22 protein-coding genes and 4 tRNA genes are annotated in these 26,384 nt (G+C 44.4%); 21 read left to right on the forward strand and 5 right to left on the reverse strand.

Features of this window, described 5'->3' with window-relative positions; genetic code table 11:
• Positions 1 to 58 precede the first annotated feature (58 nt).
• Complete coding sequence (lptF, locus tag OMP94_RS01350) at positions 59 to 1,195, forward strand: LPS export ABC transporter permease LptF (RefSeq protein ID WP_266275153.1); 1,137 nt, start codon at positions 59 to 61, stop codon at positions 1,193 to 1,195.
• A complete protein-coding gene (lptG, locus tag OMP94_RS01355; protein ID WP_266275155.1) occupies positions 1,192 to 2,253 on the forward strand; it encodes an LPS export ABC transporter permease LptG in 1,062 nt (353 codons plus the stop codon). The genes lptF and lptG overlap by 4 nt, the downstream gene beginning before the upstream one ends.
• Here the strand turns inward: lptG and OMP94_RS01360 are convergent.
• The 3 genes from OMP94_RS01360 to OMP94_RS01370 form a co-directional block, all read right to left on the reverse strand.
• Positions 2,250 to 2,762, reverse strand: coding sequence for a hypothetical protein (locus OMP94_RS01360; RefSeq protein WP_266275157.1), 513 nt, complete (start codon positions 2,760 to 2,762; stop codon positions 2,250 to 2,252). The genes lptG and OMP94_RS01360 overlap by 4 nt on opposite strands.
• A gap of 124 nt (positions 2,763 to 2,886) precedes the next feature.
• Positions 2,887 to 2,962 (reverse strand) — tRNA-Glu (locus OMP94_RS01365).
• 22 nt (positions 2,963 to 2,984) lie between these two features.
• A tRNA-Ala gene (locus OMP94_RS01370) sits at positions 2,985 to 3,060 on the reverse strand.
• 272 nt (positions 3,061 to 3,332) lie between these two features.
• Here OMP94_RS01370 and OMP94_RS01375 point away from each other — a divergent pair.
• From OMP94_RS01375 to OMP94_RS01410, 8 genes are all read left to right on the forward strand, one after another.
• Complete coding sequence (locus OMP94_RS01375; protein ID WP_266275162.1) at positions 3,333 to 5,594, forward strand: LPS-assembly protein LptD; 2,262 nt, start codon at positions 3,333 to 3,335, stop codon at positions 5,592 to 5,594.
• Positions 5,595 to 5,709: 115 nt separating this feature from the next.
• Positions 5,710 to 6,975, forward strand: coding sequence for a peptidylprolyl isomerase (locus OMP94_RS01380; protein ID WP_266275164.1), 1,266 nt, complete (start codon positions 5,710 to 5,712; stop codon positions 6,973 to 6,975).
• Positions 6,975 to 7,955, forward strand: a complete 981-nt coding sequence (pdxA, locus tag OMP94_RS01385; protein WP_416240438.1) for a 4-hydroxythreonine-4-phosphate dehydrogenase PdxA — start codon at positions 6,975 to 6,977, stop codon at positions 7,953 to 7,955. The genes OMP94_RS01380 and pdxA overlap by 1 nt, the downstream gene beginning before the upstream one ends.
• 19 nt (positions 7,956 to 7,974) lie before the next feature.
• Complete coding sequence (gene rsmA, locus OMP94_RS01390; protein ID WP_266275171.1) at positions 7,975 to 8,754, forward strand: 16S rRNA (adenine(1518)-N(6)/adenine(1519)-N(6))-dimethyltransferase RsmA; 780 nt, start codon at positions 7,975 to 7,977, stop codon at positions 8,752 to 8,754.
• A 223-nt stretch (positions 8,755 to 8,977) separates the two neighbouring features.
• Entirely contained in the window at positions 8,978 to 9,250 is a 273-nt protein-coding gene (locus tag OMP94_RS01395; RefSeq protein ID WP_266275173.1) for an HU family DNA-binding protein, read from the forward strand.
• 12 nt (positions 9,251 to 9,262) lie between these two features.
• A tRNA-Val gene (locus OMP94_RS01400) sits at positions 9,263 to 9,338 on the forward strand.
• A gap of 9 nt (positions 9,339 to 9,347) precedes the next feature.
• Positions 9,348 to 9,424, forward strand: a tRNA-Asp gene (locus tag OMP94_RS01405).
• Between the two features lie 80 nt (positions 9,425 to 9,504).
• Positions 9,505 to 11,400 carry a SurA N-terminal domain-containing protein gene (locus OMP94_RS01410; protein ID WP_266275175.1) on the forward strand — a complete coding sequence of 632 codons (1,896 nt, stop codon included), beginning with the start codon at positions 9,505 to 9,507 and terminating at the stop codon, positions 11,398 to 11,400.
• A 30-nt stretch (positions 11,401 to 11,430) separates the two neighbouring features.
• Here the strand turns inward: OMP94_RS01410 and OMP94_RS01415 are convergent, their stop codons facing one another.
• A complete protein-coding gene (locus OMP94_RS01415; protein WP_266275177.1) occupies positions 11,431 to 12,648 on the reverse strand; it encodes a dicarboxylate/amino acid:cation symporter in 1,218 nt (405 codons plus the stop codon).
• A gap of 87 nt (positions 12,649 to 12,735) precedes the next feature.
• A complete protein-coding gene (locus tag OMP94_RS01420) occupies positions 12,736 to 13,524 on the reverse strand; it encodes an enoyl-ACP reductase FabI (RefSeq protein WP_266275179.1) in 789 nt (262 codons plus the stop codon).
• Positions 13,525 to 13,643: 119 nt separating this feature from the next.
• On the opposite strand from OMP94_RS01420, the gene OMP94_RS01425 reads away from it, so the two are divergent.
• The 11 genes from OMP94_RS01425 (at position 13,644) to trpA (ending at position 26,372) form a co-directional block, all read left to right on the forward strand.
• Positions 13,644 to 15,785: an ABC transporter substrate-binding protein gene (locus tag OMP94_RS01425; RefSeq protein ID WP_266275181.1), complete on the forward strand. Its 2,142-nt coding sequence runs from the start codon at positions 13,644 to 13,646 to the stop codon at positions 15,783 to 15,785.
• 82 nt (positions 15,786 to 15,867) lie between these two features.
• Complete coding sequence (gene pomA, locus OMP94_RS01430) at positions 15,868 to 16,641, forward strand: flagellar motor protein PomA (RefSeq protein ID WP_266275183.1); 774 nt, start codon at positions 15,868 to 15,870, stop codon at positions 16,639 to 16,641.
• Between the two features lie 12 nt (positions 16,642 to 16,653).
• Complete coding sequence (locus OMP94_RS01435) at positions 16,654 to 17,550, forward strand: flagellar motor protein MotB (protein WP_266275185.1); 897 nt, start codon at positions 16,654 to 16,656, stop codon at positions 17,548 to 17,550.
• A gap of 26 nt (positions 17,551 to 17,576) precedes the next feature.
• A complete protein-coding gene (leuD, locus tag OMP94_RS01440) occupies positions 17,577 to 18,215 on the forward strand; it encodes a 3-isopropylmalate dehydratase small subunit (protein ID WP_266275187.1) in 639 nt (212 codons plus the stop codon).
• Between the two features lie 24 nt (positions 18,216 to 18,239).
• Positions 18,240 to 19,310 carry a 3-isopropylmalate dehydrogenase gene (leuB, locus tag OMP94_RS01445; protein WP_266275189.1) on the forward strand — a complete coding sequence of 357 codons (1,071 nt, stop codon included), beginning with the start codon at positions 18,240 to 18,242 and terminating at the stop codon, positions 19,308 to 19,310.
• A gap of 16 nt (positions 19,311 to 19,326) precedes the next feature.
• Positions 19,327 to 20,349: an aspartate-semialdehyde dehydrogenase gene (locus tag OMP94_RS01450; RefSeq protein ID WP_266275191.1), complete on the forward strand. Its 1,023-nt coding sequence runs from the start codon at positions 19,327 to 19,329 to the stop codon at positions 20,347 to 20,349.
• A gap of 34 nt (positions 20,350 to 20,383) precedes the next feature.
• Positions 20,384 to 22,888: a FimV/HubP family polar landmark protein gene (locus tag OMP94_RS01455; protein WP_266275193.1), complete on the forward strand. Its 2,505-nt coding sequence runs from the start codon at positions 20,384 to 20,386 to the stop codon at positions 22,886 to 22,888.
• 10 nt (positions 22,889 to 22,898) lie between these two features.
• Entirely contained in the window at positions 22,899 to 23,678 is a 780-nt protein-coding gene (gene truA, locus OMP94_RS01460; RefSeq protein ID WP_266275195.1) for a tRNA pseudouridine(38-40) synthase TruA, read from the forward strand.
• A 36-nt stretch (positions 23,679 to 23,714) separates the two neighbouring features.
• Positions 23,715 to 24,329, forward strand: a complete 615-nt coding sequence (locus tag OMP94_RS01465) for a phosphoribosylanthranilate isomerase (RefSeq protein ID WP_266275197.1) — start codon at positions 23,715 to 23,717, stop codon at positions 24,327 to 24,329.
• On the forward strand, positions 24,322 to 25,542 hold the full coding sequence (gene trpB / locus OMP94_RS01470) for a tryptophan synthase subunit beta (RefSeq protein ID WP_266275199.1): 1,221 nt from the start codon (positions 24,322 to 24,324) through the stop codon (positions 25,540 to 25,542). The genes OMP94_RS01465 and trpB overlap by 8 nt, the downstream gene beginning before the upstream one ends.
• A gap of 8 nt (positions 25,543 to 25,550) precedes the next feature.
• Positions 25,551 to 26,372 (forward strand): tryptophan synthase subunit alpha, encoded by an 822-nt coding sequence (gene trpA, locus OMP94_RS01475; RefSeq protein ID WP_266275201.1) that lies wholly within the window; start codon positions 25,551 to 25,553, stop codon positions 26,370 to 26,372.
• The last annotated feature ends 12 nt before the right edge of the window (positions 26,373 to 26,384 follow it).

Consider the following 26,384-nt stretch of genomic DNA (forward strand, 5'->3'; position numbering starts at 1 on the left):
TAGACTGCGCTTTTATTATCGCGATTTGTGACCCTATTCTAAACAAGACAGACCAATAATGCCCGTGCTTCGTCAGTTATTTGCTGTTCCATTCAGCTTGATAGACCGCTATATGCTGCGGGAGTTTTTGCTCAACCTTATCGCAGTGGTTGGCGTATTGTGGCTTATTTATGTCGCTACGCGGTTTGCTCGTTATCTTGCTGATGCCGCGGTGGGGAACTTACCTGCCGACGTTATCTTCAGTTTGTTATGGCTCAACTCTTTGGGCGCTTTATCGGTTCTCCTACCCATCGCAACGTTCCTTGCCGTTTTATTAGGCTTGGGTCGCATGAGCGCCGATAACGAACTGACGGTCATCGCTGCCTGCGGTATTCCGGGAAATCGTGTTCGCCGAAATGTATTGGTTTTTTCCGGTGTTATGGCCACGATTGTGGCGGTATTAGCTTTATTTATAGTGCCTGATGTTCTTTCAGGGCGATATCAACTCGAACAAAAAGCCAAAGTAACGGCGAATACTACCGGCCTAGTTGCAGGTAGTTTTAAAGAAAGCCAGCGAGGCGACTGGACCTTTTATTCTCAAGGTATTAGTGCTGAAACAGGTCAACTACAAAATGTTTTTATTGAGATCCAGCGCGAGCCAAAACCTCTCATTTTCCGGGCTGACCGTGGTCACTTTGAAGTCGATCCGAATAGCGGTGATAAATATCTGATTTTAGAAGAGGGTTACCGCTACGAAGGTGATGCCGGGGATCGTGATTTTGTCATTGCACAATATACCTCACATAGTTTGCTGGTGGAAAAAGGTGGTCAACAGCTATATCGCGAAAAAGCGAAAGCCACTCCAACATCAGTGCTTTTAGCACGAGGCAGTAATGAAGACTTGGCTGAAGTGCAATGGCGGGTAAGCAGTGCGGTGATGACTGTTATTTTAGGTCTTATAGCCATGACCTTATCTCATGCGGGACCACGACAAGGTCGGTATGCGGGCTTAATGCCAGCGGTTTTGGTTTATATCATCTATAGCAATTTAGTCGGTGTGAGTCGTGCTTGGGTTGAAAAAGGGGATATGTCGCCCTGGTTTGGTCTGTTGTGGGTGCATGTCTTAATGTTGTTTATTTGGTGGTTATTAACAAACCGACAACAGATAAGCCGTAAATTGCGATCACGAAAACTGAAGGAACAGCCAGCCAAATGATTCTGCAACGTTACATCAGCAAAACCATCATAACCAGCACATTACTTGTGCTCTTGGTGCTATTGGCGCTGTATACCTTTATGGATTTTATCGCCGAGCTTGATGATTTAGGCGAGGGTAGTTATGGCTTGATACAAATCTTGTCGTATCTTGCTATGACCATGCCGAAACGAATATACGAGCTATTACCGATCGCCGCTTTGCTTGGCAGTGTTTTGGGATTAGGCACTTTGGCTAGTCAGAGTGAGCTTGTGGCGATGCGTGCGGCAGGCGTTTCCGTCGGCGCTATTAACAAAGCCGTTATGTTTGTCGCGTTGGTATTACTGGTTGCTGCACTGTTTGTAGGTGAAGTATTACGGCCGATTGCCGAACAAAAAGCGATGTCTCTTCAAAACTTAGCCAAGACCGGTACAGAAGGCGCGCAGTCTGAATATGGTTTTTGGACACGAGATGGTGAGCACTTTAACCATATTGAACGTATTCATAGTGATGGTCGTTTCGAAGGCATCAAAATTTATGAGTTTGATGAGAGTCATCAATTGAGAATGGTCACGCGTGCAGCATCAGCACGTTATGACGAGGGCGAATGGGAATTAAGCGACGTTGTCCAAAGCCAAATTGATAAAGCGGGTATCGAGGTTCGGTCTATCGCTAGGGCGAAATGGCGCTCAAGATTAAACCCAGGAATGCTGAATATTGTTGTCGTTCCACCTGAGTTCTTGCCGGTATGGAGTCTGTTGGACTATGTCAGCTATTTAAAAGAAAACCATCAGGCTGTTAGTCAATATCAATTGGCTTTCTGGAGCAAAGTCATGATGCCATTAAGCTCTGCGGTAATGGTGTTTCTAGCGGTGCCATTCATCTTTGGACCACTAAGAAGTTCTCCGGTGGGCGCTCGAATTTTGGCGGGTGCTTTAGTGGGGATAGGGTTTCACTTATTTAACCAAACCTTCCAACATATCGGCTTAGTTTATGGCGTATTGCCATGGCTGGCAGCTTCATTACCCACCATCATCTTTGCCATCATCGGCATAGTAATGATTCGGCGAGTTCGCTAATTCAAACTGATTTCGCGAACTGCATCTTCGTTGCCATATTCTGCTAACAATGAGGCAATCAACTCATTATTGGTTTCGACTAGCGATGCAGCATTAGCGTAGGCATCGACATTGTTATCTCTAAAAGCAATCATCAATTGCGAAGCGATAGTACCCACAGCATTGAAAGCATCGATTGCTGCTTTAGCGTTCTCAATTTCGGCTGGCGCTGACGCTAACAAGGTTTGGTAATAACTAGATTGGGCGCTGTAATTCGGTGTAAAGCCGCGTAAATGCCAGACATTAAACCCCCGCGGATCACGCTTTTGTTGATATAGCTTATAAAAAGTAACCAGCGACTCTAATTGATTGTAATAGTCATCAGCGACTTGGCTGGTTAACTCGGCCACATTACTTTCTGTAATTTGCTGGATGTCGTTTTCGTCTGCATAAATTGGCTGGCTGAACATAAAGGCGGGTAAAAAAGCAGCAAAAAACAATCTAAAAAAGTATCGGTGAGCAAAAGCCATTTTGGTAATCCTAGTCTTAATTTGAAAGGGATTATTGAGGAGAGGGGGCTTATTTGTAAACCGTAGAAACAAAAAAGGCACCGCTCTGCGGTGCCTTTCGAGTAAGCCAATAAGTTGGCTAATATGGCGTCCCCAAGGGGATTCGAACCCCTGTTACCGCCGTGAAAGGGCGGTGTCCTAGGCCTCTAGACGATGGGGACCTAAAACTGTTTCTTTCGGTTTTGGTGGAGCTAGGCGGGATCGAACCGCCGACCTCTTGCATGCCATGCAAGCGCTCTCCCAGCTGAGCTATAGCCCCGAAAGGAAGCGCACACTATAGGGATTTGGACCTTAAGTGTCAACAATATTTTTGAAAAAAAATTCATGTCGGGCGGCATTAGCAGGCGCTTAACAAGGGGGTATTGTATCGTGATAAATATAAGTTATTGATGTGTTGGGTGAAATTAAAATTGCGCATCGTATGGTATGGCTGAGATTTGATGATTGGCTTTGAGTATGCGATAAATTGAAGATTAATTATTAGTCATTGGCGGCGCTAGTTAGGGCCGTGTCAGCTGTTTGAGGATACACATGCGCAAATTAATGTTATTAACTGCTGGCATTTGTGCCTGCTACGGCCAAAGTAGCTTTGCCTTCGACAATAATATTCTTCCTGCCCGATGTGATCGCCCCGATAACGATTTTTTCTTACCTGAAGGATTATCTCCAGATCTTAGCGAAGTGAATGTCGACGCAGATAATGCGCAGTTTGTTGAAAATGGCACATCCGTATTCACAGGTAATGTTGAAGTTTTACGTGGTAATCAAAAACTTAACGCTAATAGAGCAACCTATAGCCGTCTATATCAAGAAGTGACCGCGCAAGGCGATGTCACGTTGCGTGACAGTGACATGTATATAGAAGCTGAACAAGCAGAGTGGTCTTTATTAGATGATAAAGGCGCGATGATCGATGCCGAATATCGCATTCGTCTGCAAAATGCCCGGGGTAATGCGAGTTCGGTCTTTCGCCAAGGTACAGCAAAAACAGATTTAAAAAACGCAACCTACACGACGTGTGCAGAAGATGATGAGTTCTGGATTTTAGAGGCTGATGAAGTCAACCTTAACCATGAAACAGCGGTCGGTACGGCAGAAGATGTGGTTTTGCGTATGAAAGGCGTGCCAATTTTTTACACGCCTTATATTAGTTTCCCGTTAAGTGATGCACGTAAATCTGGTTTTTTAATCCCATCAATTGGTAATAGTGATGAAACCGGTTTTGATACCAGTATTCCGTATTACTGGAATATTGCCCCTAACCAAGATGCCACTATCACACCGCGTTATATGTCTGACCGTGGTTTATTGTTGAGCGGCGAATATCGTTATTTAACTGAAAACTCAGAAGGCACGTTAGATGCGGGTTACTTGAGTCGTGATAGCCTGCGCTATGACGGTGATGAGTTAAATCCTTATTATGATGAAGCACGTAACCATTTCAGTTGGCAACATCAAGGACGTTTCAATTCACGTTGGTCGAATGTCGTTGATTACAACTATGTGTCTGATCGTAACTACCTAGAAGATTTCAGCGGCAATCTAAGCCTGAGTAGTACCACGCATTTACGACGCATGGCGCGTGTCAATTACAGTGGTGATATTTGGCGTTTTGGCGCTATGGCACAAGGCTTCCAAACATTATTTGAAGATGTTCAGGAACCATACAAACAATTACCACAGTTAACACTTCGTGGTTTCTTACCCGATCAAGCGTTGGGTTTAACCTATGAACTTGAGACTGAATTCACGGCGTTTGATAGTGATGATCGTGTGACGGGGCAGCGTTTTGATTTTGAACCATCAATCAGTCTGCCGTGGGGTAATGCAGGGATGTTCGCTACGCCACGCGTAGCAATTAAACAAAGTAACTATTCTTTGGACAACCTTGAGCGGCAACCTCAATACCAAGAAAGCTCAATTAGCCGAACCGTGCCAATTCTAAGTATGGACAGTGGTTTGGTTTTTGAGAAGCCGCTGAAATTTAACAAAAAAAACTTTATTCAAACTTTGGAGCCTCGCGCATTCTATTTGTATATACCTGAGCGTGACCAAAGTGATATTCCGTTGTTTGATACCAATTTGCGGACATTCACCATGGGAAGTTTGTTTAGCCATGATCGTTTTACTGGTCCTGACCGTGTTGGTGATGCAAACCAATTATCGCTGGCGTTAACGAGTCGAATTATCGATCAAGAGACTGGTCGTGAACGATTGGCAGTGACCTTAGGGCAAATTCAATATTTTGATGACCGCAATGTGACGTTGCGAGCTAATCAGGCGAGTGAAGATCGTAGCGACTCAGATTATATCGCTGAGGTTATTGCCAGTATTACCAAGAACTGGACTGCAGCTGCCCAGTTACAGTGGGATCCAGATCAAAGCCGTACCTCAGTTGGCACAACCCAACTTCGTTACCGTGGTGATAACGGCGGAATCTTCAATATTTCACACCGTTACCGTCGAGAAGGTGAGCTGGATACACAATTCAGTAACATTATTGGGTTAGAACAAGTCGATATCTCTGCCAGTTTGCCAATTAACGACACTTGGAGTGTGATAGGTCGTTACTATCGTTCATTAGACGATCAACGTACTTTAGAAACATTGGCGGGTGTGGAATACAACAGTTGCTGTTGGGCGACACGATTTGTTTTCCGTGACTACATCAATGACGTTAGTAGCGAAGATCGTAATACCGCATTTTTTATCGAGATCCAACTGAAAGGTCTGGGTAGCTTTGGTAATAAGACCGATAGCTTGTTGCAAGACAGCATAATCGGCTACGAATAAAGTCAACTTTCGGTATGATGTTTGGTCAAATTGTTCTGCAGGTAACCTTAATTCAATATTCTGATGTAGGTAATACCGCATAATCTGAAATCCTAAACGGAGTACAGCATTTTTCATGATTAAGTATGTAATCGCCGGCCTGTTATTAGCTGGCAATGTAATGGCCGCACCGCTGGATCGGATTATCGCCGTAGTTAACGAAGATGTGGTTTTGGAAAGTGAATTACAGGCAATGACGCAAAATGTGCGTCAGCAAATTCGGCAACGAAATGGTGCAATGCCATCCTCAGATGTCTTACGCAGACAAGTTCTGGAACGTTTGATAATGCAGCGAATTCAACTGCAACGTGCCGAACAAACGGGTGTTCGTGTCTCTGATGATGCACTTAATGCTGCTTTAACTCAGATCGCTCAAAACAATAATATGACGCTCAGAGAGTTCCGTGATGTTATTGAGCAAGATGGTTATCGTTTCACTGATTTCCGTGAAAACATTCGTGAAGAAATGATCATCACACGTCTGCGCAAGGCACAAGTTGAAGACAGCATTGTCATTTCTGAACGTGAAGTCGATAACTTTTTAGCGACGCAAACTCTGCAAGGCGAGGCTGAAACTACCTATCGTCTGCAACATATTTTGGTTAGTGTACCCGAGGCCGCTTCACCAGAAGATATCCAAGATGCCGAGCAAAGATTAGCCCAAATCCAAACCTTATTAAGAGATGGTGGTGACTTTGCTGAAGTCGCTGCAGGGTACTCAGATGGCCAAAATGCATTAGAGGGTGGAGAGCTTGGTTGGCGTAAGCAGGGTGAATTACCATCATTATTTGCTAATGTGGTACCGACTTTAGCGAAAGGTGAAGTCAGTGATGTTATCCGTAGTGGTAGTGGTTTTCACTTGGTTCGTGTTGCTGATAAGAAAAGTGAAGAAACGCATTTGGTCAGTCAAACATTAGCTAGCCACATTCTGCTCAAAACGACAGAAGTTATGAGCGATGAAGAAGCACAAAGTCGCCTAGAACAGTTACGTGAGCGTCTGTTGAATGGCGAAGATTTTGCTGAGCTTGCTCGGGCGCATTCTGAAGATACTGGGTCGGCAATTGAAGGTGGTAGCTTAGGCTGGGTGAGTCCTGGTGTGATGGTTCCTGAGTTTGAAGAGAAAATGAACGGTTTGGCTGAGGGTGAGATCAGTGATGTTTTCCAGAGTCGCTTCGGTTGGCACTTAATTAAAGTTGAAGACCGCCGTGAAGAAAATATGGCAGAGGAATACAACCGTAACCAGGCGCGTGAACAATTACGTCAACGTAAAGTAGAAGAAGAATTAGAAAGCTGGTTACGTGCTTTACGTGATGAAGCTTATGTTGAATATCGCGAATCTTGATGACAATTAAGAGACTAGCCATCACGGCTGGTGAGCCAGCGGGTATTGGCCCCGACTTGGTATTAATGCTGGCTGCAAATAACTTTGAGCATGAATTGGTTGTTATTGCCGATCCGCTATTATTATCTGAGCGTGCCAAGCAACTTGGTATTACAGTTGAATTAATCCCGGTCAATTTAAAAGAACCTGCTGTAGCAAGTCAGTCAGGTGTCATTCGATATTTGCCTGTCTCTTTAGATTCGACAGTAACAGCAGGTAAATTAAATTCTGCAAATGCATCTTATGTTTTAGAGACGCTTAGGATTGCTGCCGAAGGATGCATGATAGGCCAATTTGATGGCGTGGTAACTGCCCCTGTTCACAAAGGCGTAATCAATGATGCCGGTATCAGCTTTAGTGGTCACACTGAGTTTTTTGCAGAACAAGCGGGCGTTGATAAAGTCGTTATGATGCTGGCAACGCCAGAGTTACGCGTGGCACTTGCCACAACGCATCTGCCATTAAACAAAGTTAGTGAAGCAATTACCCAGCCTGAACTGACTCAAATCATCAATATTATTCAACATAGTTTGCAACAACAATTCGACCTCGCTCAGCCCAAAATAGCGGTTTGTGGTTTAAATCCGCATGCAGGAGAGGGGGGCCATCTTGGTCGAGAAGAAATTGATGTTATCGAGCCCGTTATCCAGTCTGCAATGAAGGCGGGTATCGCTGCCTCAGGTCCATGGCCTGCCGACACGATTTTTGTTAAAAGCCGTTTGGATGATTATGACGTTGTGTTAGCGATGTATCATGACCAAGGGCTACCAGTGTTAAAGCATCAAGGCTTTGGTGAAGCAGTCAATATTACGCTAGGCTTACCTTTTATCCGAACATCAGTTGACCATGGCACCGCATTAGATCTAGCAGGAACTGGTAAAGCTGAAGTCGGTAGTTTGGTTGCTGCGGTTAATATGGCGTTATTAATGTCATCACATTAAATAGTGAGTCAAATTTTAGATGTACCCACAAGCTAGAAAACGTTTCGGACAAAACTTTTTACAAGATGATGCCATCATTGATTCAATTGTTGCGGCAATTAGTCCCGAAGGACATCAGCATCTTGTTGAAATTGGTCCAGGCCGGGGGGCATTAACAGCACCGTTGTTGGCTTCAGGTGCACAGCTTGATGTTATCGAATTAGATAGAGATCTTGTTCCCCTTTTGCAAAATCAATTCAACACCGCTGACAATCTGACGATGCACAATGCGGATGCGTTGCAATTTGATTATCGGCCGTTAGCTGCTGATGGTAAAAAGTTACGTGTGATTGGCAACTTGCCATATAACATCACAACGCCACTACTTTTCCACTTATTGTCTCAATCAGAAGTGATTGAAGACATGTGTTTTATGTTGCAGAAAGAAGTAGTTGAGCGCATATGTGCCGCACCAGGTAGTAAACAGTACGGTAGGCTAACAATTATGTTGCAATATCAATGTGCTGCTGAGAGCCTATTTAATGTGCCGCCAGAAGCATTTGAGCCAATGCCTAAAGTGGACTCAGCAATCATATACCTACAGCCGAGACAACAGCCTCTAGCTGGGCAAGTTGATAGTGAGCAACTTAACAAACTTGTGACACAGGCTTTTAGTCAACGCCGAAAAACAATCGCTAACACATTGAAAAAACTAGTAACTATTGAACAGCTTGAAGCCGCTGAAATAGCACCTGAACAGCGACCAGAAACTATATCTATAGAACAGTTTGTTCGCTTGGCCCAGATAGTCACGGATTAACTGACAAAATTTATGTTGCTAAGCTGCGGCTGTTTTCGCAGAAAGCATTGATAGATCTTGCTTTAGACCTTGTTCACAAATCCATTTAAATAACTGGTTAAAGCTCTTTCATTGTCTTGACACGCTGATTTTGCTGTAGTTAGATACACACAACCAATAGGCCCGTGGAATGGCGGCGATTGGGACTCGACGAAAAATATATAATGACATGAGGAATTAAGCTGTGAATAAATCTGAATTAATCGATGCAGTTGCTGCAGCTGCAGATATCTCTAAAGCAAAAGCGGCACAAGCAGTTGATGGTGTAACTGCTGCTGTCACGAAAGCCCTCAGCAAAGGTGATCAAGTTACTTTGGTTGGCTTTGGTACATTTTCTGTTCGTGAGCGTGCAGCTCGCACAGGCCGTAACCCACGCACTGGTGAAGAAATTAAAATCGCAGCTGCAAAAATTCCTGCATTTAAAGCTGGTAAAGCTCTGAAGGATGCTGTAAACTAGTCGTTTTTCTTGGGGTGCTTAGCTCAGCTGGGAGAGCATCGCCCTTACAAGGCGAGGGTCGGGGGTTCGAACCCCTCAGCACCCACCAGGAATAACAGGAGCGGTAGTTCAGCTGGTTAGAATGCTGGCCTGTCACGCCGGAGGTCGCGGGTTCGAGTCCCGTCCGCTCCGCCAATACGAAAGAAGGCGCATTCAATGCGCCTTTTTTTTTGCGCTGAATTTGACGCAATTTCATACATTAAAGGTTCGTCTTTATGTTGCATTTCATACGTGAAAAAGCCCAAGGGTGGGTTGCTTGGTTCATAGTTGGTCTGATTAGTATCCCGTTTGCTTTGTGGGGCTTAGATTCATATTTAACGGGCGAAACAAGTGTGACAGTCGCCACTGTAAATGGTGAAGAAATCACACAAGCAGATTTGCAACAGTCCATTCAGCAATACCGCGATCAAATGAGAAACACCATGGGTGATGAGTTTGATCCACAAATGTTTCAGGGCACCGCTGTTCGTTTAGCCATCATTGATGACTTAATCGAACAACGCTTATTACTTGATGCTTCTCAACAACTTGGCCAGCGCGTTCCTGATAGCCAAATCGCACAATTTGTACGTAATACCGAAGCTTTCCAAGTAGATGGCCAATTCAACTTGGAACAATATCAAATGGTGTTAGGCCGTGCTGGTTACACACCATCTATGTACGAAGCGCAATTACGCCAGGATTTACTCAGCCAACAATTAGTGCAAGTTATTGAACGTAGTGCTTTAGCCTCAAATCACGAGGTTCAGCGTTTATTACGCTTAGAAAACCAACAACGTGAAATAGCATTTGGTGTTTTACCGTTAAGTCAGTACCTAGAATCTGTTTCTTTAGATGAAGGTGCTGCACGTGAATACTATGAGGCGAATCAAGCTGCTTATACAGCACCTGAACAAGTCTCCATTAATTATTTACGTCTTTCAGCTGCAACGTTAGCTGACGAAATCAATGTAGATGATGGCGAACTTAAATCATTCTATGCTGACAACCGTGATCAATTTGTTGGTCCTGAGCAAAGACGTGCGAGTCATATCTTAATCGAAGGTGATGATGAGCAAGCAAAAGCTAAAATTGAAGAGATTGCGCAAAAATTAAAAGAGGGGGCTGATTTTGCAGAATTAGCAAAAGCCAACTCACAAGATCCAGGTTCAAGTGAGCAGGGTGGTGACTTAGGTTATTTCCAGCGTGATGTGATGGATGCTGATTTTGAAGCAGCAGCATTTGCACTAGAGGTTGGTGAGGTTTCTGAGCCAGTTAAGACAGAGTTTGGCTACCACTTAATTAAGGTGACTGATATCAGTGCTCCTGCCGGTGAAGACTTTGATGCTGCGAGAGAGAAAATCGAGCAACAATATCGTCTGCAAACGTCACGTAAGCAGTTCTACGATATGGCAGATCAATTAGCTAATCTGACATATGAAAATCCTGAAAGCCTTGATATTGCAGCCGAAGCATTGGGTTTAACTATTGAAACAACCCAATTATTTACTCGTAATGGAGGTAGTGATGATGTCACGTCATCTGCAGAGGTTATCGAAGCAGCATTTAGTGATGATGTTTTGAATCATGACTTAAATAGTCAAGCTCTTGAGCTTGGTGAAACAGACTTAATTGTTATTCGTAAAGAAAAGTATATTCCCGAAACACCACTTTCTTTTGACTCTGTAGGTCCTGCAATCGAAGAACAATTGCGTTATGAAGCTGCAGTTGACATGGCTGTTGAAGCTGGTGAAGCGAAAGTTGCTGAAATTGAGAATGGTAGTGCTGCAGATAGCGTGTTTGATGCTGGTCAATGGCAAGCTGCTAAGTTCTACGGTCGAGATAGCGAAGAAGTCAGTTATCAAGTTTTAGCGCATGCCTTTGCTATGCCATATACTGAGTCACAATCAGTGAGTGGCTTTACCGCTGAGAATGGTAATTACATTGTTGTGGTTCTGATTGATGTTCGTGATGGTTCAGATGCTGATGCGACAGAAGAGCAAAGACAAGGCATGACGATGAATTTGGCTCGCTTAAATGCTAATAGTGAGTTTGAATCATTTGTTGCCAGTTTGCGTGAAGCAGCTGATATTGAGATCTTCGAAGATCGTGTTGCTTCAGTAGCCCAATAAATTCTTCTTTAATGCGATAAAAAAGGCGCTTTAAGCGCCTTTTTTATTTATTCTGTGTCCAACTACCGCTGCACCAACTGTATCGCCCCAAACATTCACTACCGTTCGAAAACGGTCCAAGAACCAATCAACGGAAAGTAATAAAGCAATACCATCTAAAGGTAGACCAACTGCAGAAAGCACGATAACCATGGTCACCAGACCCGCCTCAGGGATACCTGCTGCACCAATAGCTGCCAGCGTGGCAGTAATAAATACAATGCATTGTTGAGCGAAGGTGAGTTCAATACCATATGCCTGAGCGATAAATAGGGCTGCAGCTGCTTCATAAAGTGCTGTGCCATTCATGTTTACAGTGCTACCTAATGGCAAAACAAACTTCACCGCTTTATCACTGACACCTTCTTGACGTGTATTTTCCATGGTTAATGGCAGTGTGGCGCTGGAACTGGCGGTACCAAATGCTGTTAACAACGCCTGACTTAAGCCTTTTAAATAGTTTAAGCCTCTACCCGTCAGCAATTTGAGAATGATGAACAGCGCAATAAAATGCACGAGTAATGCCGATAAAACCGTTACCACATGCATACCAACGGCTTTGATTTCGGCAAAAAATTCTGGGCCACCACCTGCCTGACCTAATCGTGCTGAAATAAGGGCAAATATACCAATAGGCGCCAAGTACATCACCCAAATAACCAGTTTCATCATGGCTTCATTGATGCCATCGAAAAGGCTAAATACAGGCTGGCCACGAGAACCTAACGTGCTTACAGCCAAGGCAAAGATAATGGCAAAAACAATAAGTGGTAGTAATTGCGTATTAGCGGCCGAAGCAATTAGATTTGGCGAAACCATCGACAAGACGATGTCCGATATTCCAGTGTCTTGTTTTTCGAGGATATAGGTGGGGACTGACTCATTGGACAGACTAATTCCTTCACCAGGTGCTATCCAGTTGACCATTAATAGTCCAATCAATACAGCAAGACCGCTGGTAAAAACGTAATAACCAACGGTTAAGCCGCCGAGGCGACCCATTTGACGAACGTCACCCAGCGCGCCAATTCCACTGATTACTGCTGCTAAAATTAGCGGAATAATGGTCATTTTTAAGGCGTTGAGAAATAGCGTGCCGAGCCAGCTTATTTGCTGGCTGAATTCTGGAAAAAACCAGCCACTTAAAACGCCACCTATAGCGCCGATAATAATGCCAAGCAATAAGATAGTTGCGTGTTTAGGTGACATGGTTAAAGTCCCTTAATTTTGTTTGGTCAAAAAAAAACAGGGCACTGAGTGCCCTGTTTTATTGTTGTTAAACCTTCATGGTTAAACTTACTTATCACCGATACCAACAATGTTGTAACCGGCATCAACGTAGGTAATTTCACCGGTAATACCTGACGCCAGATCAGAGCATAAGAAAGCACCAACATTACCGACTTCTTCAATTGTGACGTTGCGACGTAAAGGGGAGTTGCGTTCGCCGTAAGCTAACATTTTGCCAAAATCGCCGATGCCAGCAGCCGCTAATGTCTTGATAGGACCGGCTGAGACAGCATTAACACGAATACCTTCCGGACCCATTGAATAAGCCATGTAGCGTACGGTTGCTTCTAAAGCTGCTTTAGCAACACCCATCACGTTGTAGTTATCGATAGCACGTTCGGCGCCGAGATAACTTAATGTCAGTAATGAACCATTACGACCAGCCAACATTGATTTACCGGCTTTGGCTAATGCAGCAAAGCTGTAAGCACTAATGTCGTTAGCCATTGAGAAACCTTCGCGGGTTACGCTATCAACAAAGCTGCCTTGCAGTTGTTCACGTGGGGCGAATGCTACTGAGTGAACGATGCTATCTAAACCATCCCAATGCCCTGACAATGAATCAAAAACACCGTTAATTTCTTCATCAGAACTCACATCGCAAGGAAAGATCAGCGCTGGGTTTGCGCCACATTCTTCTGCGATCTTTTCTACACGGGATTTAAGTTTGTCATTCTGGTAGGTAAACGCTAGTTCAGCACCTTCACGTGCCATGGCTAGGGCGATACCCGCAGCAATAGAACGGTTGCTGGCTACGCCTACGATTAAAACGCGTTTGCCCTGTAAGAATCCCATGGGTGTCTCCTGAAAAGATAAAGGCAGTTAAATTACCCGATTTTGCCTTTTTCTGAAAGAGGCAGTAGCCTCACAATCTGGCTATAATCAAGGCGTGTTCAGCAGAAAGTCGGAGAGTTATGCGTATTTCAGGTCTGATGGTGTTGGTTTTTATTCCATGGTTATTCGGTTGCGACCAACAAGCAGTTAATTCGCCATACCCCGATCCTGATGCTGACGAAACTGTCATGTATTCGTCATTCAATCTGCGTCCCAAACATCTTGACCCTGCGCGATCCTACAGTGCAAATGAGTCACTGATAACTGGCCAAATATATGAGCCGCCATTTCAATACCATTATTTAAAACGGCCTTATCAATTAGAGCCCTTAACTGCAGAAGCTCTGCCGGAAATCACTTTGCTTGATAGTCAAGGTGAGCCTTTACCTAATGATGCTGATCCAAATGATATTGCGTTTAGTCGTTATACGATAACGATTCGCCCAGGTATTGCTTTTCAACCACACCCAGCATTTAGCCGTGATAAGCAAGGTAATTTTTTATATCACCAGCTTAGCGATGCTGAGGTTGATGATATTTCAACTCTGAATGATTTTAAAAAGCATAGTAGTCGTGAGTTACAGGCACAAGATTATGTTTATCAAATAAAGCGTTTAGCCCATCCACAAGTTCACTCACCCATTTTAGGTTTGATGAGTGAATACATTGTTGGTTTACGCGACTATGCCGAATTACTTGGCCAAGAATTGGCTGAAGGAAAATCAGTAGATCTTCGCGACTATCCATTGGCCGGTGTTAAGGTGATTGATAAGTATCGTTATCAAATAACGGTGTATGGCCAATATCCTCAATTAAAGTATTGGCTTGCCATGCCATTTTTTGCACCAGTACCATGGGAAGCGGTGACCTTTTATCAGCAACCGGGCCTGCAACGTAAAAACATGACCTTGGATTGGTATCCTGTTGGTACTGGCCCATATCACCTGATTGAAAACGATCCTAATAGACGCATGACATTAGTGAGAAACCCTTTCTTTCATGGTGAAAGATATCCATCTGAAGGCTCAGCTGGTGATAAAGCTGCAGGTTTACTCGTTGATGCCGGTAAGACAATGCCCTTTATCGACAGAATCGTGTTCACATTAGAAAAAGAAAGTACGGCGTATTGGAATAAGTTCTTACAAGGTTATTACGATATTAGTGCGCTCACCTCAGATAGTTTTGAGCAGGCAATTAATATTTCACCCTCTGGTGACTTTGGGTTGAGTGAGAGCATGAAAGAGCTTGGCATTGCTTTGCACTCAGCTGTCGGCACAACGACGTTTTACATGGGCTTTAATATGCTGGATCCCATTGTGGGGGGGTACACAGAAAAAGCGCGAAAGTTAAGGCATGCTATCGCTATCGCTGTTGATCAGGAAGAAAACATCAGTATTTTTGCAAACGGCCAAGGTATTCCTGCCCAAGGGCCAATTCCCCCCGGCATTTTTGGTTACAGAGATGACGAGAGTGGTATCGACAATTATGTCTATGACTGGGTCGAAGGTGAGCCAAGAACAAAGTCGATTAAATACGCGAAACAATTACTCGCTGAGGCGGGATATCCCAAAGGGCGTGATGCCGAAACTGGCGAGCCGTTAGTACTGTATTTTGATGTCACTAATCGTGGTCCAGATAGCAAAGCGCAATTTGATTGGGTGCGTAAGCAATTTCAGAAACTAAATATCCAACTTGTGGTTCGCAGTACTGACTACAATCGATTTCAGGAAAAAATGCGTAGTGGGAATGCACAGATTTTCCAGTGGGGGTGGAGTGCAGATTACCCCGACCCTGAGAACTTTTTATTCTTACTATATGGTCCGAATGGCAAACGTTTTTACAGTGGTGAAAATGCCGCTAACTATCAAAGTCCTGAATTTGATAGTCTCTTTGAGCAAATGCGTTTATTACCCGATGGCGATGCGCGTCAGAAGGTAATAGACCAAATGGTTGAAATCGCGCGTAACGATGCGCCGTGGATTTGGGGTTTTCATCCTAAGCGATTTACCTTGTTTCATGCGTGGAACAAGAATATCAAAACCCATTTGATGGCCAATAATACGATGAAGTATCAGCGGATTGATGTGACGCTACGCGATAAACTTCAGAAAGATTGGAATCAGCCGACTTGGTGGCCGATAGTTTTGTTTTTGCTAATGCTCATCATAGCCATATTGCCAGCATGGCGTTTGTATCAACGACGAAAATATCAAACGCGCTAAATTAGCTTGCATACCTGTTTGTTTCTAATCTCATTGGTTAGAATAAGTTTTTGCCGCGTCATCATTAAGGGAGTTATGTATCGTGGATTTAGCGACGCTACTGGGTTTTTTAATCGCCTGGACATTAATCATTCTGACAATTGCGTTAGGCGCCGCTGCCAGCACATTCCTGAATATGCCATCATTTCTTATTGTTTTTGGTGGCACCTTTGCTGTTGTAATGATGCGATTCACCCTGAAACAATTTATTAACTCGATTAAAACTACCTCAAAAGCGTTTCTTCACCGCAGTGTTCAACCTGATGAGATCATTACAGAAGTAGTCCGTCTCGCTGGTGTCGCTCGTAAAGAAGGTTTGTTGGCATTGGAACGCCAAGAAGTCTCCATTCCTGCATTATCTTTAGGCATCAGAATGTTGGTTGATGGACATGAACCAGCGGTTGTCCGAAAAGCGTTGGTGACAGAAATGAACGAAACCATTAACCGTCATCGAATTGGTCAACAGATCTTCCAACAAATCGGTGATGCTGCACCGGCGATGGGCATGATTGGTACCTTAGTCGGTCTGGTGCAAATGTTATCGAATATGTCAGACCCAAAAGCAATTGGTCCGGCCATGGCTGTGGCCTTACTTACCACGCTTTATGGTGCAATGATCGCCAATATGTTTGCATTGCCTATCGCGGATAAACTCTCACTAAGAAGTAATGAAGAGATGATGAATAAAAACATCATTGTCGAGAGTGTGATGGGAATTCAAGAAGGTCAAAACCCTAAAGTACTTGAAGAGCTTCTTAAAAATTATTTGCCAGCTTCAATGCGCGAAAGTGACGCTGAACCCGCTGGAACAGCTTAAGGTTAGCTCGCGATGGATGTCGAAACAAATCGCGTAGCGCAACAAGCCAAAAAAGGTTTACCAGCCTATTTGGCAACGTTTGCTGATCTGATGTCACTGCTAATGTGTTTCTTTGTCTTGTTGTTGTCATTTTCAGAAATTGATGCATTAAAGTTCAAAGAAGTCGTTAAATCAATGGAAAAGGCTTTTGGTGTCCAGCGCGATATCGTTGCTAATGAAATACCGCTTGGCACGAGTATTATTGCGCAAGAATTTAGTCCTGGAGAACCGAGACCAACGCCTCTGAATGTGGTTCAGCAAGAGACAATTGAAGATCCGCGTGAGGTGTTAAAAGTGACTATGGATGCGGAGGCGGCTGTTGAAGAAATCGCCAGACAAACCGCAGAAGAAGCGGAAGAATTCAAAAAAGCACTAAAAACTGAGATTGAAGATGGGCTTATTGAAGTTGAAAGTGAGCACAATCGAATCGTTATTCGAATCCGTGAAAAGGGTTCGTTTCCCTCAGGTGACGCAACGTTAAACCCTAACTTTGTACCTATCTTAAAGACGATTCATGATGTGCTCATTGAAACGGATGGCTTGATCGCAGTTGCCGGTCACACCGATAATATACCGATCAGCACGGCACGTTATCGTTCTAACTGGGAGCTTTCGACTTCGCGAGCAACCTCGGTTGTTCATGAGTTATTGAAATATAACCAAATCCCTGCCGAGCGTTTTATGTTGGAAGGCTATGCCGATACGCGGCCTTTGTTGCCTAACGATAGTGCCGCTAACCGTGCGCAAAACCGTCGTGTTGAAATTATTGTACTGAAATCGCCAATCGATAGTGGTGTAACCCAATCTATTGATGAGTTACGCAGACAGTATGATTCGATTGAGAGTGAAGTTCACACGATACAGCAATAGCTGTAAGGCAAAAGCTTGAGGATAAAATGCAAAAAATTTCTGTAGAAACGGGTGTCGTCATCCCTTTAGATAGACCCAATGTCGATACTGACGCGATTATTCCAAAACAGTTTTTAAAGTCGATCAAACGTAGTGGTTTCGGCCCTAATTTGTTTGATGAATGGCGTTATCTAGACCATGGTGAACCTGGTCAAGATTGTGCGAATCGCCCAAAAAATCCTGAATTTGTATTGAATCAGCTTCGCTATGCAGGCGGCACGATTTTGCTGGCTCGTGAAAACTTTGGCTGTGGCTCAAGCCGTGAACACGCTGTTTGGGCGCTGGCCGATTTCGGTATCAAAGTGATCATTGCACCAAGTTTTGCTGACATCTTTTTCAGCAACACCAGTAAAAATGGCATTTTGGCGATACCATTGGATGAAGCCACCGTAGATGCGTTGTTTGCAGCAGTTGAAGCCAATCCTGGTTATCAATTGACTGTTGATTTGCCATCACAAGAAATTCAGTTAGCAAATGGCGATAAAATCGCCTTTAGCATTGATAGTTTTAAAAAGCATTGTTTGTTGGAAGGCCTTGATGATATCGGCCTGACTTTACAACACACTGATGCTATCAAAGCCTACGAAGCTCGCCGTCAGGATGAAGCACCTTGGCTATTTACCTAATTTTAAATTTTAAAAGATACAAAAATGACACAAAAAATTGCTGTATTAGCCGGTGACGGTATTGGTCCTGAGATCGTTGCTGAAGCTGTAAAGGTTCTTAACGCCCTACAAAAAGATGGTTTAGATATCACGCTGGAAGAAGGTCTTATCGGTGGTGCGGCGTATGATGCAACTGGTACGCCATTACCTGCTGAAACTCTGACATTGGCCAAAGAATCTGATGCGATTTTATTAGGCGCTGTTGGTGGCTATAAATGGGAGTCACTAGATATCAGTGTTCGTCCAGAAAAAGGTTTGTTGGGTATTCGCTCAGAATTAGGCTTGTTTGCCAATCTACGCCCGGCGTTACTTTACCCACAATTGGCTGAAGCATCGACACTGAAAGCGGATGTCGTTGCTGGTTTAGATTTGATGATCGTACGTGAGCTGACTGGCGGTATTTATTTCGGTCAACCACGTGGTATTCGCACATTAGAAAATGGCGAAAAACAAGGTTTTAACACGCTGGTTTACAGTGAGAGTGAAATTGAGCGTATTGCCTGTGTGGCATTTGAAACAGCGCAACAACGTAACAAACGTGTTTGTTCAGTAGATAAAGCTAACGTGCTGGAATCAACTGAGCTTTGGCGGAATACGATGGAACGCATCAGCAAAGATTATCCAGATGTCGAATTGAGCCACATGTATGTCGATAACGCGGCAATGCAATTGGTACGTGCGCCAAAACAATTTGATGTCATGGTCACGACCAATATGTTTGGTGACATTTTGTCTGATTGCGCATCAATGCTGACGGGTTCTATTGGTATGTTGCCATCGGCTTCATTAGATGCAAACCGAAAAGGTATGTACGAGCCAATCCACGGTAGTGCACCGGATATAGCTGGACAAAATATCGCGAATCCACTGGCAACGATTTTGTCAGCTGCTATGATGCTGCGTTATACCCTGAATCAGCCAACCATGGCTGACAGAGTCGAACAAGCAGTCAGCGTGGTTCTGGATAAGGGGCTGAGAACTGCAGATATTTTCTCAGCGGGCATGACAAAAGTTTCGACCGCTGAAATGGGCGATGCCGTTGTGGCAGCGCTGTAATAAACAAAGGTGAATTGTGACTAAACAAGTAGATGTAGCAGTAGTTGGCGCCACTGGCGCAGTCGGTGAAGCCATGCTGGAAATTTTGCACCAGCGTAAATTCCCGGTTGGCAAAGTCTATGCACTTGCCAGTGAACGTTCTGCTGGTAGTACAGTCCAGTTTGGCAATAAATCACTGATCGTTGAAGATTTGGCTGAGTTTGACTTTTCTAAAGTCCAAGTTGGTCTGTTTTCACCAGGCGCAAGTGTTTCTGAAATTTATGCACCGAAAGCCGCTGCGGCAGGTTGTGTGGTTATAGATAACACTTCACAGTTCCGTTATGACGACGATGTGCCATTAGTGGTGCCAGAAGTAAATCCTGATGCGATTGCCGGCTACAAGCAACGTGGCATTATTGCCAACCCAAACTGTTCAACGATCCAGATGTTGGTTGCCTTAAAACCAATCTATGATGCGGTTGGTATTAAACGTGTCAATGTGTGTACTTACCAAGCAGTATCGGGCAGTGGTAAACCAGCGATGGATGAACTGGCTAAGCAAACTGCTGCACTGTTGAATGGTCGTTCTGTAGAAGCAGAAGTTTACCCAAAACAAATCGCTTTTAATGTGTTGCCACAAATCGATGTGTTCATGGATAACGGTTACACCAAAGAAGAAATGAAGATGGTTTGGGAAACCAAAAAAATCATGGGTGATGACAGCATTCAGGTGAACCCAACCGCTGTACGTGTTCCAGTTTTCTTTGGTCACTCAGAATCTGTTCATATCGAGACTCGCGACAAAATTACTGCAGAACAAGCGATGGCGCTTTATGAAAAAGCCCCTGGTGTGGTGTTATTAGATGATCGTAAAGACGGTGGTTATCCGACCGCAGTCACCGAAGCATCTGGTCAAGATCCAGTGTATATCGGTCGTATTCGTGAAGATATTTCACACCCTAATGGTTTGAATTTATGGGTGGTTGCGGATAATGTTCGTAAAGGCGCGGCATTAAATAGTGTGCAGATTGCTGAAGTTCTGGTAGAAAAATATCTGTAGCCAGTCTCTTGGCGTGCATGGAAGGACGGAATAAATGACGCAAAAACGCATTGTCAGTTTGTCAGTTGTAGCTGCTTTAGGGCTGCTTAATCCAGTCACTTCTTGGGCATTTGGTCTGGGGCAGATTTCGGTGAAATCAGCCCTTAACCAGCCCTTTAATGCTGAAATACCCGTTACGTCACTAAGGGCAACTGAACAAGGCAATCTAGATGTTAGATTAGCGTCAACGGCAGATTTTGACCGAGCCGGTATCGATAGAAGTCTTTTACTGACCCAGCTGCGTTTCGAAGTAATTGAAAATGGTGCCAATGCACGTATCAAAATTACCTCCCAAGTTCCGATTAAAGAACCATTCCTCGACTTTCTAGTGACTGCTTCGGCAGGAGAGGGTCGTATGTTACGTGAATACACGGTATTACTCGATCCGCCATCAGAAGTTTACCAACGCTCGACTACCAGCACCCAAGTGGCACCAAGCAGACCGACAACGAGTTCTGTACCAACAAGTCGCCCAAGTGCAACCGTAAATAGTTATCAAGTACGTCGTGGTGATACGTTGTGGCAAATTGCCCAAAACACCAAGCCTGCTGCAGATATTACGGCTCAGCAAATGATGATGGCATTATTGAATGCTAACCCAGATGCTTTTCAGTCAAACAATATCAATAGTCTTAAAGCCAACGTAACGCTGCAAATTCCTGATGCTGCAACGATTCGTCAGTTATCCGCTGCAGAAGCTACAGCAGCCGTTCAGACGCAGTCAACACAATGGCGAAACCGCTCACAGCAAGTTGTAGCGCCAGTTGCACCAACTCCTGCCAATGAAGCGCCAGCTGTTACAGAACAGGCAGCAATTGAATCAGCCTCAGAGACAGAAGCGACGGACCAACAGCCAGTTGATGATGGTTCACGATTGAAGTTAGTAGCTGCCGCTGAAGATGGTGAGTCAGAAGCTGACCCTGATCAGCTTGGTGACCCAGAAGTACGTCGATTGAATGAGCAGCTCACTTTGGCTCAAGAAACAATCGAAGCACAAACACAGGAAAATATTGATTTCAAAGAACGTATGGACGCCATGGAAGCCCAAATGGAAACCATGCGTCGCCTGTTATCTTTGAAAGATGAAGATATGGCTAGACTTCAAGCAATGCTTGAAGAGGAGTCAGTGACAGGTTCGGATGCCGCACAACAACCATTAGCGGCGCTTAATGCTGAAACAGCTGATACCAGCGAAAATTCGGATGTTGATACGACAACGGACGTTGCTGAAACGCAATCAGAAGTTGCAAGCCCTGTTGTAAACGACCCTAATAAACCTGCAGCGGCAAGTTATTTAGACAATGCCAAAACATTTATTGGTAATTACATTCTTGAAATTCTGTTGGGTGGCCTTTTAGTTTTACTGCTGGTTTGGTTAGTCATTAGAAACCGTCGCCAAGAAGAAACCTGGGATGAGGCCGTTGCTGAGGTCGAAGAAGAAAATCCAACTACACAAGTAATAACCGAAGCTGACGTTCTTGAAGATAACGATGCGACTGTTGCTGTGATGGCTGCTAACGCTGAACCTGTCGAAGCCACTAAGACCGTTGATGAACTCGTCGAACAAGCAGATATGTTTGTTGGTTATGCTGATTATGTACAAGCAAGAACGGCACTAGAACAAGCACGTCAGATGGCGCCTGATGATAAGTCTGTTGCGACTAAATTGTTATTTGTTTTATTCAAACAAAATAAATCAGCTGATTTTGAACAAGTGCTTGTTGACAGTGACATCAACGAAGATGATGCGCAGTGGGATGATGTTCGTACTTGGGGCTTAGCATTAATGCCCTATGATGCACGATTCCAATCAGACTCAGATGATAACGTTGATGATGTTATTGAAGATGACATCCCTGAATTGGATGAAACGACAGAAATCAATCTAAACCTTGATGATGTCGACGAGACAACGCAAGAAGAGATTGCTGAGCCAAAAGTTGATGACGATGGTGCTATCGACTTTGACTTGTCGCAATTTCAAGCTGATGTCAGCACAGATGATAATGAGCCTGAATCGATAACACCTACTGTTGAAGAACTTGAAGAAGATAACTTCGATGATCGCTTACAAGTACGTGATACCTATGTAAGTGAAACAGTGGATAGTGACGATATCACGCCAATTTCGCTTGATATTGATGACACTGACACTAACGATGTGTCGTGGGAAGAAGAGCCTAAACAACCAACTTTACGTGAAGATGTTATGCCCATTTCACTAGATTTGGATGATGACTCTGATGCCGTTGATGACATCGCTGAACCACAGCAAGCCGATATTCAAGAGCTAGACTTAAGTGATGTTCAAGATGACTTAGATTTTGACTTAAGCGGCTTTGATGAAATCGATGAAGCTGAAACGAAGCTAGATTTAGCTGCAGCCTATGTAGATATGGGTGATCCTGATGGTGCCCGTGGTATTTTGCAAGAAGTGCTTAATGAAGGCAGTGAAGAGCAAAAAGAACGAGCACGGACATTGCTCGCGACGCTAAACTAACGGTTCACTGATGCGGATTGCCTTGGGCGTCGAATACGACGGGACATTATTTAACGGCTGGCAAGCGCAACCGAACCAACGCACTGTTCAAGGCACACTAGAAGCAGCCATTTCGCAAGTCGCAAATTGTGACACAACGATTCACGCTGCAGGTCGGACTGATGCTGGTGTTCATGCGCTAAATCAAGTTATTCACTTTGATACCGATGCAGTGAGAAATGATCGCAGCTGGTTATTAGGCGTTAACGCAAATTTGCCCAATGATGTTGTTGTCAACTGGGTAAAACAAGTCAATGACGAGTTCCATTCTCGGTTTTCAGCTCAGCGTCGACAATACCGTTATATGGTATTAAATCGTCTTAGCCGCAGTGCAACCCAACATAAACGAATGTGGTGGTTTTATAAGCCACTTGATATCGAACAAATGCAACTAGCAGCCAACCGGTTGTTAGGTCAGCATGACTTCTCGGCGCTTCGTGCAAAAGAGTGCCAAGCTAAAAGCCCAATAAAAACCTTGGATGCTATTACGGTTACTCGGCGAGGTGATTGTATTGCTGTTGATGTTGTGGCGCGTTCATTTTTACATCACATGGTACGTAATATCATGGGGGTGCTTACTGCTGTTGGCGAGGGAAAACAGCCTGTTGATTGGGTTGATGCTGTAATAGCCAGTAAAAACCGTGATAAAGCAGGCGTAACTGCACCGCCTGAGGGCTTATACCTTAGCGATGTGATTTATCCTGACGAGTACGCATTGCCAACAGTGTCAGCTTTACCAGTGCTCTGGTAAAGTAGTGGGTCAATATTTGGAGTTTAATGACTCACGATGAGAACTCGTGTCAAAATTTGTGGCATAACACGTCGGCAAGATGCTGAATTTGCGATAAAAATGGGTGCTGATGCCTTGGGCTTTGTCTTTTATGCAGAGAGCCCAAGAGCTGTCACTATTGCGCAGGCAGCCGAAATTTGTCGCGGCTTACCACCTTTTGTTAGCTTGGTGGGCTTGTTTGTCAATGCGAGTGTTGAGCAAATTGAGGCAACAATTAAAGATGTTCCGCTGTCATTGTTACAATTCCATGGTGATGAGACACCGGCTTTTTGCCAGCAGTTTAATCATCCATATATGAAAGCTGTCCGTATGCAAACGGCAGATGATTTAACCAATGCAGCAGCCGACTATCAACAGGCAACGGCATTGTTATTAGATACATTTAAGGCTGGTGTGCCGGGTGGAACAGGGGAAACATTCGACTGGTCTATGGTGACACCAGTTGATAAGCCAGTTATTTTGGCGGGTGGCTTGTCAGATGCCAATGTGGCATCCGCTATTAAGCAAATACGCCCTTACGGGGTCGATGTCAGTGGTGGCGTCGAGTCGGCAAAGGGAATAAAAAATGAAGAAAAAATACGCGCGTTTATGCAAGAGGTAGCTAATGCCTGAAAATCTGAGCAAAGATTATTACCAGCACTATCCAGATGCCCGTGGGCATTTTGGACCATACGGTGGCCGCTTTGTCGGTGAGACACTGATGGGGGCTATTACGGAGTTGCAGGAAGCTTATCAGCAATATCGTAATGATCCTGATTTCTTGGTTGAAATGGATAAAGACTTGGCTGACTTTGTTGGTCGTCCTTCGCCAATCTATCTTGCTGAAAACTGGACTAAGAAATTAGGTGGCGCGCAAATCTATCTTAAGCGTGAAGATCTTAACCATACTGGTGCACACAAGGTAAATAACACCATTGGCCAAGCTTTATTGGCTAAACGTATGGGCAAAACACGCATTATTGCTGAAACGGGTGCAGGTCAACATGGTGTTGCCAGTGCAACGGTAGCGGCGCGTCTTGGCCTTGAGTGTGTTGTTTATATGGGCGCTGAAGACGTTGAGCGTCAAGCACAAAACGTTTATCGGATGAAGTTACTGGGTGCGACAGTTGTACCGGTTACTTCAGGGTCTAAAACCCTCAAAGATGCATTAAACGAAGCTTTACGTGATTGGGTAACTAACGTTGATAACACGTTCTATATCATTGGTACAGTAGCTGGACCGCATCCATATCCAGCGATGGTACGTGATTTTCAATCGATTATCGGTCGTGAAGCCAGAGCACAAATGCTGGAACGCACAGGTAAATTACCTGATGCATTAGTTGCCTGTATTGGCGGTGGCTCGAATGCGATTGGTTTGTTCCATCCCTTTATCGAAGATGAATCTGTTGCCATGTATGGTGTAGAAGGGGCAGGTCACGGACTTGCGACCGGACAACACTCAGCGCCATTATGTGCTGGTACGCCAGGTATTTTGCATGGCAACCGTACCTATTTGATGCAAGATGCTGCGGGTGAAATTATTGAAACACACTCTATTTCAGCTGGTTTGGATTATCCTGGTGTTGGCCCTGAGCATGCATGGTTAAAAGACATTGGTCGTGCAAATTATGTTGCTATTACCGATGACGAAGCATTAGCTGCTTTCCATGATTTAACGCGTTCTGAAGGCATTATTCCGGCATTAGAAACAAGTCATGCCCTTGCCTACGCTAGCAAACTCGCCCCAACCATGAGCAAAGATCAAAGCATCCTGATCAATGTGTCAGGTCGTGGGGATAAGGATATGCATACCGTCGCGGCAATGGCCGGTCTGAGTTTTTGAGGTATTAAATGAGTCGAATTAGTCAGTGTTTTCAAGGCTTGCGAGCTGATGGTCAAACGGCGTTAATTCCCTATATCACAGCTGGCGATCCTGAGCCTTGGGTAACCGTGCCTTTAATGCATGCATTGGTTGAAGCTGGTGCTGATGTGATTGAATTAGGCGTGCCTTTCTCAGATCCTGCGTCTGATGGTCCGGTTATTCAAAAAGCCTGCGAGCGGGCTTTGCAAAATGACGTTTCGCTCAATCATGTGTTGGAAATGGTCAGTCAATTTCGTGATAAGAACACGACAACACCTGTTGTTTTGATGGGATATGCCAATCCATTAGAAGCAATTGGCTATAAAACTTTTGCTGAAAAAGCACAAAAAGCGGGTGTTGATGGTGTGTTAACTGTCGATATGCCACCTGAAGAATCAGAAGCGTTTCGGGCTATTTTGGATGAGCACGAAATTGATACAATCTTCTTAGTTGCGCCAACAACATCACCAGCACGCATGAAAATGATTGCTGATGTTGCCAAAGGTTTTATTTACTACGTATCAATTAAAGGTGTGACGGGTACAGCAGCTGTTGATGTAGATGAAGTATCGGCTAAGCTGGACCAATTGCGCAGCCTAACTGATCTGCCTTTAGGCGTTGGTTTTGGTATTCGTGATGGTAAGTCTGCTGCTGCCGTTTCGACCGTTGCTGATGCAGTTGTTGTGGGTAGTGCGCTGATTCGTTGTGTAGAAGAACATGCAAACAGACCACAGGAGATTCCTGCGGCTGTTGCTAGTATGTTGGCTGAGATGCGCCACGCAATTAATGCCCGTGATATGGCGAACGCCTGAGATTTGAGGAAA

This window comes from Methylophaga sp. OBS3 (assembly GCF_026319325.1).
Taxonomy (GTDB): Bacteria; Pseudomonadota; Gammaproteobacteria; order Nitrosococcales; family Methylophagaceae; genus Methylophaga.

Excerpts from the sequence above, each read along its gene's own strand:
- OMP94_RS01425 (WP_266275181.1), top strand. The coding sequence starts at position 13,644 with ATGCGTATTTCAGGTCTGATGGTGTTGGTTTTTATTCCATGGTTATTC.
- OMP94_RS01435 (WP_266275185.1), top strand. The coding sequence starts at position 16,654 with ATGGATGTCGAAACAAATCGCGTAGCGCAACAAGCCAAAAAAGGTTTA.
- lptG (WP_266275155.1), top strand. The coding sequence starts at position 1,192 with ATGATTCTGCAACGTTACATCAGCAAAACCATCATAACCAGCACATTA.
- OMP94_RS01375 (WP_266275162.1), top strand. The coding sequence starts at position 3,333 with ATGCGCAAATTAATGTTATTAACTGCTGGCATTTGTGCCTGCTACGGC.
- OMP94_RS01455 (WP_266275193.1), top strand. The coding sequence starts at position 20,384 with ATGACGCAAAAACGCATTGTCAGTTTGTCAGTTGTAGCTGCTTTAGGG.
- trpB (WP_266275199.1), top strand. The coding sequence starts at position 24,322 with ATGCCTGAAAATCTGAGCAAAGATTATTACCAGCACTATCCAGATGCC.
- leuB (WP_266275189.1), top strand. The coding sequence starts at position 18,240 with ATGACACAAAAAATTGCTGTATTAGCCGGTGACGGTATTGGTCCTGAG.
- leuD (WP_266275187.1), top strand. The coding sequence starts at position 17,577 with ATGCAAAAAATTTCTGTAGAAACGGGTGTCGTCATCCCTTTAGATAGA.
- trpA (WP_266275201.1), top strand. The coding sequence starts at position 25,551 with ATGAGTCGAATTAGTCAGTGTTTTCAAGGCTTGCGAGCTGATGGTCAA.
- OMP94_RS01465 (WP_266275197.1), top strand. The coding sequence starts at position 23,715 with ATGAGAACTCGTGTCAAAATTTGTGGCATAACACGTCGGCAAGATGCT.
- OMP94_RS01360 (WP_266275157.1), bottom strand. The coding sequence starts at position 2,762 with ATGGCTTTTGCTCACCGATACTTTTTTAGATTGTTTTTTGCTGCTTTT.
- OMP94_RS01410 (WP_266275175.1), top strand. The coding sequence starts at position 9,505 with ATGTTGCATTTCATACGTGAAAAAGCCCAAGGGTGGGTTGCTTGGTTC.
- OMP94_RS01420 (WP_266275179.1), bottom strand. The coding sequence starts at position 13,524 with ATGGGATTCTTACAGGGCAAACGCGTTTTAATCGTAGGCGTAGCCAGC.
- OMP94_RS01415 (WP_266275177.1), bottom strand. The coding sequence starts at position 12,648 with ATGTCACCTAAACACGCAACTATCTTATTGCTTGGCATTATTATCGGC.
- OMP94_RS01380 (WP_266275164.1), top strand. The coding sequence starts at position 5,710 with ATGATTAAGTATGTAATCGCCGGCCTGTTATTAGCTGGCAATGTAATG.
- pdxA (WP_416240438.1), top strand. The coding sequence starts at position 6,975 with ATGACAATTAAGAGACTAGCCATCACGGCTGGTGAGCCAGCGGGTATT.
- lptF (WP_266275153.1), top strand. The coding sequence starts at position 59 with ATGCCCGTGCTTCGTCAGTTATTTGCTGTTCCATTCAGCTTGATAGAC.
- rsmA (WP_266275171.1), top strand. The coding sequence starts at position 7,975 with ATGTACCCACAAGCTAGAAAACGTTTCGGACAAAACTTTTTACAAGAT.
- truA (WP_266275195.1), top strand. The coding sequence starts at position 22,899 with ATGCGGATTGCCTTGGGCGTCGAATACGACGGGACATTATTTAACGGC.